The sequence below is a fragment of the Micromonospora sp. NPDC005553 genome, from assembly GCF_042871765.1.
Classification (GTDB): domain Bacteria; phylum Actinomycetota; class Actinomycetes; order Mycobacteriales; family Micromonosporaceae; genus Micromonospora.
Map to the genome: position 1 here is coordinate 173,980 of NZ_JBIAJD010000005.1, position 13,660 is coordinate 187,639.

The 13,660-nt window shown below is 69.1% G+C and carries 15 protein-coding genes; 8 read left to right on the plus strand and 7 right to left on the minus strand.

All coding sequences use genetic code 11. The annotated features are described in order from the left end of the window. The first annotated feature begins 41 nt into the window (after nucleotides 1–41). Entirely contained in the window at nucleotides 42–926 is an 885-nt protein-coding gene (locus ACFYPG_RS21585) for a S41 family peptidase (protein ID WP_387353636.1), read from the plus strand. 122 nt (nucleotides 927–1,048) lie between these two features. Here the strand turns inward: ACFYPG_RS21585 and ACFYPG_RS21590 are convergent, their stop codons facing one another. Then, the gene (locus ACFYPG_RS21590) at nucleotides 1,049–2,053 is read right to left on the minus strand and encodes a hypothetical protein (protein WP_387353637.1); all 1,005 of its coding nucleotides are present in this window, start codon (nucleotides 2,051–2,053) and stop codon (nucleotides 1,049–1,051) included. A gap of 173 nt (nucleotides 2,054–2,226) precedes the next feature. Beyond that, a complete protein-coding gene (locus ACFYPG_RS21595; RefSeq protein WP_387353639.1) occupies nucleotides 2,227–2,559 on the minus strand; it encodes a hypothetical protein in 333 nt (110 codons plus the stop codon). Nucleotides 2,560–2,693: 134 nt separating this feature from the next. Here ACFYPG_RS21595 and ACFYPG_RS21600 point away from each other — a divergent pair, with 134 nt between their 5' ends. The 3 genes from ACFYPG_RS21600 (at nucleotide 2,694) to ACFYPG_RS21610 (ending at nucleotide 4,782) form a co-directional block, all read left to right on the plus strand. Then, nucleotides 2,694–3,770 (plus strand): glycoside hydrolase family 43 protein, encoded by a 1,077-nt coding sequence (locus ACFYPG_RS21600; RefSeq protein ID WP_387353640.1) that lies wholly within the window; start codon nucleotides 2,694–2,696, stop codon nucleotides 3,768–3,770. 110 nt (nucleotides 3,771–3,880) lie between these two features. Next, nucleotides 3,881–4,414, plus strand: a complete 534-nt coding sequence (locus ACFYPG_RS21605) for an RICIN domain-containing protein (RefSeq protein WP_355007827.1) — start codon at nucleotides 3,881–3,883, stop codon at nucleotides 4,412–4,414. Between the two features lie 185 nt (nucleotides 4,415–4,599). After that, nucleotides 4,600–4,782 (plus strand): hypothetical protein, encoded by a 183-nt coding sequence (locus tag ACFYPG_RS21610; protein ID WP_387353642.1) that lies wholly within the window; start codon nucleotides 4,600–4,602, stop codon nucleotides 4,780–4,782. Nucleotides 4,783–5,089: 307 nt separating this feature from the next. Here the strand turns inward: ACFYPG_RS21610 and ACFYPG_RS21615 are convergent, their stop codons facing one another. Next, nucleotides 5,090–6,313 (minus strand): DUF418 domain-containing protein, encoded by a 1,224-nt coding sequence (locus ACFYPG_RS21615; RefSeq protein WP_387353644.1) that lies wholly within the window; start codon nucleotides 6,311–6,313, stop codon nucleotides 5,090–5,092. A 78-nt stretch (nucleotides 6,314–6,391) separates the two neighbouring features. On the opposite strand from ACFYPG_RS21615, the gene ACFYPG_RS21620 reads away from it, so the two are divergent. Next, nucleotides 6,392–7,135, plus strand: a complete 744-nt coding sequence (locus tag ACFYPG_RS21620) for a TetR/AcrR family transcriptional regulator (RefSeq protein ID WP_387353646.1) — start codon at nucleotides 6,392–6,394, stop codon at nucleotides 7,133–7,135. Nucleotides 7,136–7,210: 75 nt separating this feature from the next. Here ACFYPG_RS21620 and ACFYPG_RS21625 read toward each other — a convergent pair whose 3' ends face one another. Continuing rightward, nucleotides 7,211–7,558, minus strand: coding sequence for a GlsB/YeaQ/YmgE family stress response membrane protein (locus tag ACFYPG_RS21625; protein WP_387353648.1), 348 nt, complete (start codon nucleotides 7,556–7,558; stop codon nucleotides 7,211–7,213). A gap of 140 nt (nucleotides 7,559–7,698) precedes the next feature. On the opposite strand from ACFYPG_RS21625, the gene ACFYPG_RS21630 reads away from it, so the two are divergent. Together ACFYPG_RS21630 and ACFYPG_RS21635 are read left to right on the plus strand one after the other, a co-directional pair. Further along, nucleotides 7,699–8,352: a hypothetical protein gene (locus ACFYPG_RS21630; protein ID WP_387353650.1), complete on the plus strand. Its 654-nt coding sequence runs from the start codon at nucleotides 7,699–7,701 to the stop codon at nucleotides 8,350–8,352. 4 nt (nucleotides 8,353–8,356) lie between these two features. Beyond that, nucleotides 8,357–9,595 (plus strand): DUF6357 family protein, encoded by a 1,239-nt coding sequence (locus tag ACFYPG_RS21635; protein WP_387353652.1) that lies wholly within the window; start codon nucleotides 8,357–8,359, stop codon nucleotides 9,593–9,595. Nucleotides 9,596–9,677: 82 nt separating this feature from the next. Here the strand turns inward: ACFYPG_RS21635 and ACFYPG_RS21640 are convergent, their stop codons facing one another. From ACFYPG_RS21640 to ACFYPG_RS21650, 3 genes are all read right to left on the minus strand, one after another. Next, nucleotides 9,678–10,922, minus strand: a complete 1,245-nt coding sequence (locus ACFYPG_RS21640; protein WP_387353654.1) for a helix-turn-helix domain-containing protein — start codon at nucleotides 10,920–10,922, stop codon at nucleotides 9,678–9,680. Beyond that, the gene (locus ACFYPG_RS21645) at nucleotides 10,909–11,070 is read right to left on the minus strand and encodes a hypothetical protein (RefSeq protein ID WP_387353656.1); all 162 of its coding nucleotides are present in this window, start codon (nucleotides 11,068–11,070) and stop codon (nucleotides 10,909–10,911) included. The genes ACFYPG_RS21640 and ACFYPG_RS21645 overlap by 14 nt, the downstream gene beginning before the upstream one ends. A gap of 124 nt (nucleotides 11,071–11,194) precedes the next feature. Beyond that, nucleotides 11,195–12,385, minus strand: coding sequence for a helix-turn-helix domain-containing protein (locus ACFYPG_RS21650; protein ID WP_355008025.1), 1,191 nt, complete (start codon nucleotides 12,383–12,385; stop codon nucleotides 11,195–11,197). Nucleotides 12,386–12,592: 207 nt separating this feature from the next. Here ACFYPG_RS21650 and ACFYPG_RS21655 point away from each other — a divergent pair, with 207 nt between their 5' ends. Then, complete coding sequence (locus ACFYPG_RS21655; RefSeq protein ID WP_387353658.1) at nucleotides 12,593–13,657, plus strand: cobalamin-independent methionine synthase II family protein; 1,065 nt, start codon at nucleotides 12,593–12,595, stop codon at nucleotides 13,655–13,657. Nucleotides 13,658–13,660 lie beyond the last annotated feature (3 nt).

The window sequence follows — 13,660 nt, forward strand, 5'->3', positions numbered from 1 at the left end:
TCGCTGGTCTTGACGCTGTTCGCGGTCTAACGTGGCCCGTCGTGCTCTCACACGAACAGATAATTGGACAGGCCCTGGATCGGATCGGGGCGGGCTATGTCTTTCCCGAGAAGGTCGCTGACATCGACGCCGCGATCCGGCGTCGTCTCGCGGCGGGCGAGTACGACGGCCTGGACGGGCCGGCGCTCTGCGAGACGGTCACCGCTCATCTTCAGCAGGTGTGCCCGGACAAGCATCTGCGGCTGTTGTGGTCGGAGCAGCCGCAGTCGCTTGACCCAGCGGACGAGGACGGCGGGCGGGCGGCGTTCCTCGCGCTGCTCAGGGCGGAGAACCAGGGCATCCGCAGGGTCGAGCACCTGGACGGCAACGTCGGGTTCATCGACGTGCGGCGCATCGCGTACGCCGACGAGGGCGCTGCCGCGATCGGCGCGGCCATGCAACTGGTCGCCCTCAGCTCCGCGCTCATCCTGGACCTGCGCGCCTGCTCCGGCGGAACACCGGAGGGAGCCGCGATGTGGTGCAGCTACTTCTTCCGCGACGACCAGGTGCACCTCAACGACTTCTACGAGCGGTCCACCGGCGCGACCCGCCAGTTCTGGACCACCGCGCACCTTCCCGCGCCGCGCTACGCCGACCGCCCGGTGTACGTGCTGACCAGCGCGACGACGTTCTCCGGGGGCGAGGACGTGGCGTACACCCTTCAGGCGCACGGCCGGGCCGTCGTCGTCGGTGAGACGACACGCGGCGGCGCGCATCCCACAGCCCGTCACCCGGTCACCGAACACATCCTCGTGACCGTGCCGACCGCCCGCACCATCAACAGCGTCACCGGCACCAACTGGGAGGGCGTCGGAGTGGTCCCCGACGCTCTCGTCCCGGCGGACCAGGCACTCGACACCGCGCTCAAGGCCATCATGGGCGCATAGACACGACAACCGGGCCTCACCTGGCTGCCCGGAGGCAGCACCGTTCGGCCGCGGCGGGACCTTCCGGGCCCGCCGCGGTCTCGTATTCTCGGCCGGCAGCACGCCGACCGGGACCACCCTCGTCAGGCAGTCGCCATTCCTCGGACGGCCAGCTCGCTGAGCGACGCGACGCCAGTGTCGCCGAGCGCCTTCCGAGCCACGGCGGGCTCGCTCAGCTCGAACACCTCGACGAGGAGGGTCGGCGATCCGGACCGGCGGCGGATCCCGTCGATCTCCTGCCGGTCAGGGTTGAACGGCAACGTCGGCCACTGTTTCGCGGTCTCCTGCCAGTCGGTTGAGATGGTCGCGACCAGGCCGTCGAGCAGGGTCGTGTAGTCCTCCGGGCTGATCGCCCGACCCAACCCGTACCGCTCCCGCAGGGCGAGAATCTCGGCCGGGACCTCCTCGGCGGAGTAACTGTTGTTGATTCCGAGCCACCAGTGGGCGAAGTAGGTGCCCTGGTAGCCCTGGGCCAGGTAGCGCGACCCGTCGCGGTGCACCTCGATGATGAAGTTGTGCACCTGCGGAAACTGGCAGTCGAGCAGCAGGACGGTAGCGTCGCTGGCCGGCGTGGCGAGGAGCGCCTTCTTGAGCGCTTCGCCGCCTCCAGCCCCATAGGTATCGTGCGACAGTCGGGCCGGCTTGCCGCCCGCGGTGCGCAACTGCTCGCGAATCTGGAACGCCGCCATTCCGCAGTTGGCCCACCTGCGGCTCTCGTCGCGCAACGCGATCTGCGGGTCGCCGGTCTTGCCCGTACTTCCCACCGCCGCGTTGAGCTTCACCAGGTCGACCCCGTCAGTGGCCTGGTCACGACGCCGCTGACTGCTCTCGGTGGCACGCGCGGCATCGCGCTGCGCGTAGCCGGTCGCGGCGGTGACGGCTTCGGCCCACGTACCGAAGCTCTGATCGGGCTTCAGCGCGCTCTCCGACCGGTTGATCAACGCACCGACCACCTCATCGCGCAGGTCGGCGGGCATGAGCGGTTGGATCCTGGTCAGGATGTCGACGCACGCCTTCTCGTCGGTCTCCAGGTTGGGGATCTGACCGTTCGGTGGGTAGGCGTCCTTCTCCTCCGCGATGATCAGCATCCGAACCTCCACTGTCCACTGTGAACCGGCTGCCCCCACGGCGAGCCGGCTTCCAGATTGGACCCTCAGTGAACGAGCGAACACGCAACGTCGGACTTCCGTCCCGGATCGCGGCGCTCAGCGCGCGGTCCGCGCCACACCTGTCGGAGGTTTGACCCGGGAGCACGTCGGCTCTAGCTGGCGGCCTTGTCAGAGAGGGATCGCGGGTACCGGAAGGCGCTCAGCAGGGCGGTGACCAAGCCAGCCACCAGCAAGATCCTCACCACGTGGAACACCACCGCGTCGCCCGTGGAATCCGGCGGAAAGGCGTCCTTGACGAGCATGCCGACGCCCAGTCCCAGCCCCAGACAGGCATGCATCGCGGCCCGCAGGCGTAGCAGGGGCTGCGGGCGACCGAAGATCCGGGGCACGGCCACGCCCCCGCGGCTTCCGACGAGCAGCACGGTGGCCATGGCTAGGTTGGCCGCGGCGCACACGACGGCCAGGACCACGTCCACGGGTTCCATGAGGCCAGACGCTAGCGCACCCGCGCCCGCGAGCGCCGAGCCGGCTCGCGGGGAACACTGTGGCAGCGCCCCTCCTGCCCTAATCTATGGGTGTCGATTGTTACCGCCAGCTCCGTTCGAGGAGAGGTGTTCCGATGGTGAACGTCGATAGCCGAACCCTTCCGCGATTCCTCTCCATCCTGCTGGCCGTCGTGCTCGCCACCGGCCTGTCCCTGGTCGGCGTCGCACCGGCGGCGGCCGGGCAGACCGGCCTGCGCGCTGCCGACCCGAGCGTGATCCGCGTCGGTGGCACCTACATCTCCGTCCAGTCGGTCAACGGCGGGATCGCCGTGCGGCAGGCGGCCTCCCCCGACGCGCTGGCCGCCGCGTCCGCGCGGCAGGTCTGGACGGACAGCCGCAACCTCGGTGAGGTCTGGGCCCCGGAGATCGTCACCGATGGCGGGCGCTACTACATCTACTTCTCGGCCGGGCGCGGCGCCGCCCACCGGATGTACGCGATCCACTCGGCGTCACCGGCCAGCGGCTACACGGACGAACGGCAGCTCGCACTGCCCGACGGCAGGTGGGCCATCGACGGCAGCCTGTTCACCTTCAACGGGCAGCGGTGGTTCGTCTGGTCCGGTTGGGCCGGGGACACCAACGTCGAGCAGAACATCTACCTCAGCCGGATGAGCGACCCGCTCACCCCGACCGGTGGCCGGTACGTCATCTCCCAGCCGCGCGAGAGCTGGGAGCGCGTCGTCGGCAACCCGTTCATCAACGAGTCCCCCGAGGCGATCCGGGACCCCAACGGGCAGCTGCACATCGTCTACTCGGCCAACGGCAGTTGGAGCGACCAGTACTGCCTCGCCGACCTGCGGCTGCGCGCCGGCGGCGACCCGACGTACGTGTGGGACTGGTACAAGTCGAACGGCTGCCTGTTCGGCTCGAACCGGGCCACCATGATGGCCGGCTGGGACCCCACCCTGCACGTGAACGGACCTGGCCACCACAGCTTCGTGCTGCTCAACGGCGACATCGCGACGAGCCCGCCCGCCGGGCCGAGGTTCCCGCTGATGTACCACGGGGTGCCCAAGGGCACCGCGTACTCCTGGGCGAACCGGCACTGGTACACCGGCACCTTCTGCTGGTGGGGCAACACCACCTACCGCCGCGCCAACGTACCCGGCCCGACGGTCGACACCGGGTTCAGCATCAAGTTCTTCGAATGATCCGGACGTACGACCCGGCCCTTCGCCGACCGCCCCGTCCCGATTGGCGTGCATCGATGATGATCGTCTAGCCTTGGCGTCTCTCCACTGTGGACGATGAAGGGCTTTAGATGAAGCGCAAGACGATGACCGGCCTCATGGCGGTGCTCACCATGATCGCGGCGATGCTGGTCGGCACCAGCAGCCCGGCGGCGGCTGCCTCCTCCGGCCCCTGGCGGATCCAGCCCTTCACGAACGACTTCTGCCTGTCGCCCGAGGCCTACTCGTCGGGGCTCAATGTGGTCGTCGACCAGCATCTCTGCGAGAGCGGACCGGACCGCGACTGGACCTTCACCACGACCAGCTCGGGCTACTACCGCATCTCCTACAACAACGGTGGACGGTGCATGGCCGTCCGCGGCGCGGTGACCACCGAGCGGGCGAAGATCGTCACGCAGGTGTGCGGCGACGCCCGCCTCAACGACCAGTGGCTGCCGATCAAGCTCTTCACCTCCGGGGGTGCTGACTACTACCAGCTGAAGAACCGGGGCACCGGCAAGTGCATGGCGGTGGAGGCCAACTCGAGGTTGAACGGCGCCGACATGATGCAGTTCACCTGCTACACGACGTCGGAGAACCAGGCCTTCACCTGGGACCTCGTCTAGGCAACGCTCTTCGGCCGCGGCGGGACCTCTCCCGGCCCCGCCGCGGTTCCCCCCTGTGGAACTGAATCGTTTGCAACATCGGTCTCACGCTCTGTCGACACGGACACCTGCCGGAGGTTTGGCCGCACACAACTTCGAGCACTACCGAAGAGGTCAAGCCCACGTGCCACAGAGGAGTGAGCCCAGTGAAGAAGCCGCCTCTCGGCATTCTCCTCGTCATCCTCGGCACCATCATCGGATTCGTGCTCGCCGACACCATCGGTGAGCGCCATCCGGACGCCTTCGTCGCCACGTCGGCCGGCATCATCATCCTGGCAATGATTGGCCTGCTCGCGCACCTGCTGCGCCAGCGGCGACAGCGGGATTGACGCAGCCGCCGGAATGCACAGGGAGAAGAGGGGGGACACACGATGCTGCGTCGACAGGCAACGCTTGCACTGGTCGTACTCGCGTTCTTCGCGATGGTCATGGTGGCGAGATTCACCTGGCCGGAGATATCACCAGCGCTTCGGTATCTGAGTGGCGCTTTGATCGCGGCCGGCCTGCTTCTCATAGCCGTCGGCTTCGTGCTGAGGAAACGACGACGACGTTCTGACGGCTGACACCGCGAGGTCGGCAGCTCAGGCGGATCCCCGCGCGGAGTGGGCGCCGTCCCCGGACCCGGCGGGTCGCTCATCAGCGTCGACGTCGCCCGCTGGAGATCGCGCCGGTCTCTGGCGCCTTCCCGTTCGTCACCCGTCGTAGCGCCCACTCGGCCGGCCCGTACCGGTTATGGCGCAGCCCCCACGCGCTCACCGCGAGCTGCGCCGCGTAGATCAGCAGCGCGAGCCCGGTCGTCCCCACCGGCGACACGCTCCCGGCCAGGCCAAGCCCGATCCCGCTGAAGATGAGCAGCCCCAGCAGCGATTGCCCCAGATAGTTGGTGAGTGCGATCCGCCCCGCCGGTGCCAGGGCCGAGCGCACGAACCCGAACCGCGGGCTGTGCATCATCCGCAGCAGCGTGGCCACGTACGCAGCCGTCAGCAGCGGCGCGGTCGCCGCGCTCACGCCCACGGCCAGCGGCTGGCCGTTGCCGCCGCCGAGCGCGTACACCAGACCGCCCGCGATCCCCACGGGGAAGCCGACCCACTGGATCCACCGCAGCACCGGCTCGTGACCGCTGACACCGGCGAGCAGTCGCCGCCGGCCGGCGACCATGCCGAGCAGGAACATCGCCAGCGCCGTCGGCCCCTGGAACGTCGCGGACTGGAGCACCAGGAAGGGAAGCCCGGAGAGGTGGTGGCCAATGACGTCACCCCATCCGCCGAGCATCGCGGCCGTCGCCTTCTCGGCGTTGGCCAGTGCCTCGGCTCGGGTCGGCAGGAACGCGGAGGAGTTTGTGAGGAGCCCGCTGGCCAGCAGGCTCAGCAGCACGATCCCGTAGAGCACGCTTGCGACGCGCAACGCCGTCCGGTCGCGGACCCGGCGCATCCCGAGCAGGACCACGCAGACCACCGCGTAGGTCATCAGGATGTCGCCGCCGTACAGGAGCGCGGTGTGCAGGGCACCGAGGATGAAGAGGCCGGCGATCCGGCGCAGCATCCGCGGCCCGAACGCGGCGCCCGCGCGCCCAGCCGCCTCCATCTGCAGCGTGAAGCTGTACCCGAACAGGAACGAGAAGAGGATGTAGAACTTCATGTCGACGAACACCGCGGACAGGCACCGCGCCACGTCGTCGAGGACCGACGAGAACGCCGGGTCCGTGATCAGGTTGCCCGGATAGCCGGAGGCCATAAAGGTGATGTTCACGACGAAGATCCCGAGCAGCGCGAACCCCCGCAGCGCGTCGATGTCGTGGAGGCGCTGGCCGGCGGGTGCCCGGCTCGCCGTGGCGCCGATCGTGCCCGCTGACACGTCCATATGCTTCTTCTTCCGTCCGGCCCGACGACAGCATTTAATATACGGGAGATACTATCTATGGGACACAATGCGCCGTCAATGGCCGACGACGTGCCTGCCGACCTCGCGCGTCTCTGGCGACTGCCGACGTCCGCACGCCGCGGCCGGCCCGCCGAACTCGACGTCGAGCGGGTCGTCGGCGCCGCGGTGGACCTGGCGGACCACGAAGGCCTGGACGGGGTGACCCTGCAGAAGGTCGCGGAGACTCTCGGCTTCACCAAGATGTCGCTGTATCGGCACGTAGGCTCGAAGGAGGAACTCGTCGAACTGATGGCCGACCACGCCACCGGGTCCGCCCCCAGGTTGGACGCGGACGGCTGGCGTGCTGGCGTGCATCGCTGGGCAGCGGCGATCCGGACCCGGTACGCCCAGCACCCGTGGCTCGTGGAGGTTCCGATCGCGGGCCCGCCCCGAGGGCCGAATGCCATCGGCTGGATGGACACATTCCTGCGGGTCCTGCACGACACTGGCCTGGATCCGAGGACGAAGGCAGGCATACTCGTCGTCGTCAGCGGCTATGTGCGCAACGCGATCCTGCAGAGCCGGCAGATGGCGGCGGGCCGCAGCGGCACCGGGCTGAGCCAGTCGGACGTCGAGCAGAACTACGGCCTCGCCCTCGCCGCGCTCGTCCACCCGGAGCGCTTCCCCGAGGCCGCGCCACTGTTCGCGGCGGGCGCGTTCGAGAGCGAACCGGGCGAGGATCCAGAGGAGCAGGACTTCGTCTTCGGCCTCAACCTGATCCTCGACGGCGTCGAGGCCGCCATCGCACGGCGTACCCGCTGAGCGTCGACAGCTCGCCGCTGTCCACAGCCTCGTCCCGCCGCTGGCCGCCGTACGCCCGGCTGACGCTGCCGCCGATCAGGATTCGCGCTTGGCCTTGCTGCGACGGACCCGCCGACGAGGCGTGTCGTCGCCGCCGGCCAGCCGGGTGAAGGTGAGCATGTTCGCCAGCGCCACGGCGATGATCGCGAGGCCGACCTGGATCGCGAGCACGACCCAGTCCCAGCGCAGCACCCACACCTGCACGTTGGCCCCGTCGTCGATGTTGAGCGCCCGGGCGACCACTGTGCCCAGCACCGCCGAGCCGACGCCGATGACGAACGTGGCGAAGACGCCGATCCGCTGCCTCCCCGGCAGGATGAGTCGTCCGAGCAGGCCGACGAGGGCGCCGATGAGCACCGCGCCGAGATAACCACTTACCAGCATTGCTGTCTCTCCCCTCCAGCAGTACCGAGATACATGCCCGGGTCTCACGTTGTCGGAAACCCCGCCCCGATCAGGGCCGCAGGCATGTCACCCCGACCCACTACTCTGGCGGAGCTTTCACCCCTGAACGAAGGACACTCATGGCCCGCCCCTACCAGCCCGGCCCGAAGCAGTTCGTCTTCGCTGGCGGTGACGGCAACGATCAACACGTCTCGGTGGGCGACCCGCAGGAGGCGTACGTGGCGTTCTCCGCGTTCTTTCGAGGTCGAGAGTCCGACACGTACACCATCACTGACGAGCCGGCGAGGCAGCGCCTGGTGCTCATGCCCAGCCTGGGGGTGATCTCCCGGATCACGGAGGCGGACCATCCTCGGTCGGAACACCTCCGGATCGACAGGCCCAACCGCTACCTGCCCAGCGCGATGCTGTTCTTCGAGAACGGGTACGCCGGCCTCGACCACTTCGGCCAGTGGCTTGCCGACCTCTCCGACCTCGACGCGTCACCGGAGGCGCGCGGTGCCGCGCGCGCCGCCACGATCACGACGGAGGCAGCGGCGATCGAAGAAGTGGGCCGGATCTGGGCGGATTCCGGCTACGTCGACCCGACCGACAGCTACTACATCTTCTTCGACTCCAAGGACATCGACGATGATCGGGCCGACCGAGCCGAACTGCTCCAGTTGATCGAGTTCCTCGGTCTCGAACGGGTCGACGCCCCTGCCGAGGCTGCCGCGGGCGAAGTCTGGGTGCGCTCCGACCCACGCCTCGACGCCGAATCTGAACAGTGGGCGTGACGAGATGAGAGACATCGTTTTCACCCGGAGCAGCGGCTGGATCCCGACCGTCATCCGCGAGGACGGCGAGCTGAAGCTGATGCTTGGCGCCGGAGCCGACGCCAACCACGAGCCCCGCACGTTCACGATCCCGATCTCCGAAGCTCATGTCGCGGTGATCCGGGAAGACCTGGCCCGACACCTACTGCTGTGGAGTGCGGTCCTACCGCTGTGCGAGGCCGCCGGGACCCGGGGCCAGCTCGACGAAAACGCTGCCGTCTTACTCTTGGACCCGATCCTGCTCTCCCCGCCCGCAGACGTCGACGCGCTGTTTCGGCGCATCCCCTGGGACCGGAGCCGACTCGTCGCCCACGGCGCCACCATCCGTCTCCTGGAGCGCGGTCAGGTCTGCGAGGCGATGCGCACGGCGACGGAGGCGGCGGACGAGAAGCGTGCCCAGGAGCATCACGCGGACCGCCGCCGCACCGAGCGGGGAGCGGTCCTCGGGCCACTCGACGCGCAGACCCTGAAGTACACGGGCCAGTACCTGCACGGCGCGACAATTCCACGGCGGAACCCCGATGCCGTCGACCCCGCGCTGCTGCCCCAGGTCATGCGGGTGATCGCCACCGCCGAGCAGGCGTGCGCCGGGATGCGGATCGGTCTCGACCCACGGCGGGGACACCGGGCCACTGACAAGCGCGACTGGAAGCGGATGGAGGCGACCGTCGACGCGGCATTGCGCCACGCGTACCCCGGGCTCGTCGATGACGCGGTGCGGACGGTGACTTTTCTGATGTGCTCGGAGGCCGCGGACCGCGCCAGGAGCGCGCCACCGGAGGACGACGACTCTGGTGCGAGTGCGACGAAGGCGGCCCTGACCTTCACCGACGACAAGGGCGGCGAGAAGAAGTGGCGACGGGACGGCCCTCGCAGTGCGTCCGCCGAGTTCTGGGAGTTCGTCGCCGATCGCTCGGCCGGGGACAACGAGGTGTTCACCATTGAGGACGAGGAGATGGGCGAGGGGGTCCAGCTGCAGTTCTACGCGGACTGCATCGCCCGGATCACGACGGTGCGGCCCGGTGAAGCCGGGTCGGATCCGCAGTACCAGGTCGAGTACAGCCTGGTCGACGGGATGGGTGGGTACCGGCACCTGGTGAGCGCCTTCGTCCAGGGCGGCTGCGCCGCACTCGACCAGCACGGTCAGTGGATGTCGGATGCCGCCGAGTTCGAGCGCGCGCGTCGCCAGCGCAAAGCCCGGTAGTCCCAGGCCCCTCCCAACGGTCTGCTGCCAGCTCGTCTTTCATTGACCCGAGGCGCCAGGCCGATGCCGGGTCGAGCGGCCGTCAGCGGGTGAGGCCGACCACCGTGGCCAGTCGCGCCACGCCGGCCGACGCCGGCTGCGCGCGGGCGACATCGGCGATGACGGTACGCGCCAGAGGCCGACACCGAACCTCAGCCGGCGCGACGCTGTCCGCGTCCACCAGGGCCCGCGCCGCCCCGCGCAGGTCACCCATCTGCAGGTACGCCCGCGCGACATCAACCAGGTAGGCACCCCGGTACTCGGCCGGCAATCGCCGCCACCCCTCCCGTCGCACCACGGCCGAGTGCCTTCGTAACGCCTCGGCAGCGTCCCCCCGTTGCGTTGCCACGAGAATCCGGGCCAGCTCGACGGCGACCTGCCCGAAGCTGGTGCGGTGCGTGTCGTCGTATCCCCTCAGGCTTCCGGCGATCCCTGCGGCCCGGTGGGTCAGCTCGTCGGCGCGGCGGTACTCGCCGCACCCAGCGGCGGCCAATGCCGCCTGAACCAGCAACGTCCCACCCACCGCCCTCCCCCGGTGTTCGCCCTGCCCCTCGCCCCCGCTCCCGCCTCCGTGATCAAGAGGTTTGCGGCAACTTTGATCTCCACTAGCGCCGCAAACTTCTTGATCACCATGCTGTGTTGCCGGCGGGAGCACGCGGTTGGCGGCAGGGAGCAGCGCGGCCAGGGCAAGGCGGTCGCGGTTCTGCGCGCGGAGCGCCTGGGCTACCGAGATGGTTGCGCTTGCCGCGAGGGCCGGGTCGTCGCCGGCGGTGGACATCGCGCGGTCGGCGGCCAGCCAGGCCAGGTCGGCCTCGCCGAGCTTGACCAGCAGCGACGAGGTGATCCGGTACGCCTGCACCAGCAGCACCCGTGATCGCCCTCCCCGGGCGGCGTCGAGCAGACCCGGCAACACCCGCACCAACTGCCCGTAGTGCGCGTGCTGGTAGGTCAACCAGGCATACCCGATCTGCCTTCGCAGCTCGTCCGTCTGCGGTGGAGTCTTCGGGGTGTCGTAGCGGGCGAGCGCGGCGCGGATGTCGTCCACCCCGTCCGGTGGGTCAGCCGGGGTGCTCCGCGGCTGGCCGAGCAGCACCTCCGGGTCGACCCGCAGGACGTGGGCCACTTCCTGGATCACCGAGTACCGGTCCAGGGTGCGGGCACCCCGCTCAATCTTGTCCACCCAACTCTTCGACCTGCGCAACCGGTCGGCAAGCATCTGCTGCGTCATCGACCGCCGCACCCGCCACCGGGCCACCCGCCGACCGATCGGGACGTCATCGTTGGTCACGCCGCCACCGCCGGTCCGGGACCGCGCGGGTCGTGTCCTCCAGGGGTACGCGCTCCGCCTCGGCCTGGGCCAGGAGGCGCTGTTTGGCAGCCTCCCGCTCGGCCGCCTCGCTGTTGGTCTCCGGAGCGCTGTCGTCCCGACCACTCATCCCCGCCTCCTCCGGTCTAGGCCCAGCAGCTCAGGGTCGACCGTTGCCGCGCTGGACCATCAGGACGTAGTCACGTCCCAAACCGGACAGTAGGGTGGATTGGTGATGCGATGATTACTGGCAGTTATGCGGCCAGGTTGATGCCGATACGGCCAGCGAGCAGGCGCAGCTCGTCGGGGATGGCCCGCCGCTGGGCACGCTGGGCCAGGGTCACTACGGCATCTCGCGCGAGGGGGTTGATGGCGAACGGAATCGGCGCAGCCCGCTCGGCTTGCACGAATGCAGCCAGTGCCTCAACGTCACGGCGACCGCCGTCCGCCAGGGCACGGCCGAGGTCGAGCCAGTAGGACTGCTGGCGGATCGACGCTGCAAGCACCTGCGGTCGAACCGTCCTCGACAGCTCGATAACTCGGCCGGAATCGCCCTGCTCGGCGGCGATGGACATCTCCCACAGTCCGACGTTCGTTGGTCCGAACCCACAGCCGTTGAAGCCAGCGCCGTCGGTCGGGTCTCCGAGGGTTGCCGCCTCGCGGGCCGCCTCTGCGAGGTGGTCGTGCGTGACGTCCAGTCGCCCACTCACTGCCGAGGTCAACGCAGCGGAGAGGTGGAGCTGACCGAGCATCTGTCGGACTCGTGGGTCGGCAGCGTCGGCTTGAAGTTCGGTCAGAGACCGGTCAGCAGCGCGAGCCGCCACAGCGGCCGACTCGATCGGCAGGCTCTGCGCGTAGGCGAACCGAGATGCAGCGATCCACGCTGGATCCTCGGCGTGTTCGGCGACCGCCCCGGAGAGCCGGGCAGCGTTGAGGGCAAGGTGGCGGTATCCGAGGTTCCGCAGGCAGGTGGCGGCTTGGTAGGCCACCTGGACGAGCACGGTGCCGCCAACAGCGGCGGCCTCAAGTAGAAGACTGGGCAGCATACGAGCCATGGCCGGGTAGTTGCACGAATTGCGGAGCTGATCGGCGCGGGCGATCTCGGCCGCCAGTTGCTCCGCTGTGTAGGTCGACGGGCGGCGTTCGCCGTCCTCGATCTCGATCAGGGCTGACCAGATGGCCGGCACACACTCGGCGGCGCTCTCACGGGCCGGGTCGCCGGACTCGGTGCCCTGGCCGAGCAGGTCGGCCACGGTGACCTGGAGGGCAGCGGCGAGTGCGACCAGGGTGGAACGACGGTCGATGGTCTTCCGCCCCGACTCGACCTGCGACACGTACGACTGGGTGACGCCGGCGAGCCCCGCGAGGACGGCCTGGGTCATCCCGCCACGGCGCATCCGCCAGTACCGGATCCTGGCTCCGATGGTCTCCGGCTTCGTCACCATGCCTTCGCCAACCTCCAGGTAGAGGAGCATGGCAGCGGCCACGCGTTGTCACTCCGCACGTTCGGACGGTACACCGACGGAGCGTTCCCGTGACGGCGGCGACTGCCTCGACGACCATCGCGACGGGTCCGGTCAGTCATCGACGCCCGCGAGAAATGCGCACGGCGGAGGTTGCGGAAACCGTTGCCCATCAATAGTTTGACGGCCATGATTCTCCCGAGCGAGCCAATCGGAAGCTTTCCCCGGCCGCCGGCGCTGCTGGCCGCCATCGCCGATCACGCCGCCGGACGGATCGGGCAGGCCGCGCTGGACGAGCAGTACGACGCCGCTGTACGGGACACCATCGCCACCCTTGAGCGGCTCGGCTCACCCGTGGTCACCGATGGCGAACAGCGCAAGTCGAGCTTCGCGACGTACCCGCTGTCGGGTCTGGACACACTGGCGCCCGACGGTGCTGTCATCCCGTTCGCCGACGGCCACACGCGGCAGCTTCCCCGCCTCACCAGGGGACCGTTCCGCTATGCGACGCGATCGCAGGCGTACCTGATTGCCGCGCGACAGCACGCGACAGTGCCGGTCAAGCAGGCGGTCATCGCGCCGTCCGCGCTCAGCCTGCTGTACCCCGAGCATGGCATCGAGGGGTACCCCCGAGAGGCGTTCCTCGATGACCTTGTCGACGAGGCGGAGGCCGACATCCGCGGCGCGCTGGACGCCGGCGCTCAGACCGTGCAGCTGGACTTCACCGAGGGCCGTCTCTCGATCAAGCTCGACCCCTCCAAGGGCCTGCTGGAGACATTCGTGGCCCTGAACAACCGTGTGCTCGAACGGTTCACTCCGCAGGAGCGGGCGCGCATCGGTGTGCACACGTGCCCCGGCGGCGACCAGGACTCCACGCACAGCCTCGACGTGGATTACGTCGAGCTGCTGCCGAGCCTCTTCGCGATCGACGCCGGCGTCTTCTACGTGCAGCTCGCCGGAGAATCCGAGCCGGAACGGGTGCTCGCGGCGATCGCTGAGCACGCCCGACCGCACCAGCGGATCTTCGTCGGCGTGACCGACCCGGTCGACCCGGCGGTGGAGACCGCTGACCAGGTGCGCGACCGCGTACTACGAGCCGCTGAGTACATCTCGCCCGACCGGCTGGGCACGTGCGACGACTGCGGGTTCGCGCCGTTCGCCGACGACCTGTCCACGTCGCGGGACACGGCGTGGGCCAAGGTACGCGCCCGGATCGAGGGAACCGCCCTGGCCGCCGAGCACCTGGCCGGCTGAGGC

Bases quoted from the DNA above. Each gene is read 5' to 3' on its own strand.
- ACFYPG_RS21590 (WP_387353637.1), bottom strand. From the start codon at position 2,053: ATGCTGATCATCGCGGAGGAGAAGGACGCCTACCCACCGAACGGTCAG.
- ACFYPG_RS21605 (WP_355007827.1), top strand. From the start codon at position 3,881: ATGAAGCGCAAGACGATGACCGGCCTCATGGCGGTGCTCACCATGATC.
- ACFYPG_RS21620 (WP_387353646.1), top strand. From the start codon at position 6,392: ATGGCCGACGACGTGCCTGCCGACCTCGCGCGTCTCTGGCGACTGCCG.
- ACFYPG_RS21615 (WP_387353644.1), bottom strand. From the start codon at position 6,313: ATGGACGTGTCAGCGGGCACGATCGGCGCCACGGCGAGCCGGGCACCC.
- ACFYPG_RS21645 (WP_387353656.1), bottom strand. From the start codon at position 11,070: ATGAGTGGTCGGGACGACAGCGCTCCGGAGACCAACAGCGAGGCGGCC.
- ACFYPG_RS21655 (WP_387353658.1), top strand. From the start codon at position 12,593: ATGATTCTCCCGAGCGAGCCAATCGGAAGCTTTCCCCGGCCGCCGGCG.
- ACFYPG_RS21630 (WP_387353650.1), top strand. From the start codon at position 7,699: ATGGCCCGCCCCTACCAGCCCGGCCCGAAGCAGTTCGTCTTCGCTGGC.
- ACFYPG_RS21625 (WP_387353648.1), bottom strand. From the start codon at position 7,558: ATGCTGGTAAGTGGTTATCTCGGCGCGGTGCTCATCGGCGCCCTCGTC.
- ACFYPG_RS21650 (WP_355008025.1), bottom strand. From the start codon at position 12,385: ATGGTGACGAAGCCGGAGACCATCGGAGCCAGGATCCGGTACTGGCGG.
- ACFYPG_RS21600 (WP_387353640.1), top strand. From the start codon at position 2,694: ATGGTGAACGTCGATAGCCGAACCCTTCCGCGATTCCTCTCCATCCTG.
- ACFYPG_RS21595 (WP_387353639.1), bottom strand. From the start codon at position 2,559: ATGGAACCCGTGGACGTGGTCCTGGCCGTCGTGTGCGCCGCGGCCAAC.
- ACFYPG_RS21635 (WP_387353652.1), top strand. From the start codon at position 8,357: ATGAGAGACATCGTTTTCACCCGGAGCAGCGGCTGGATCCCGACCGTC.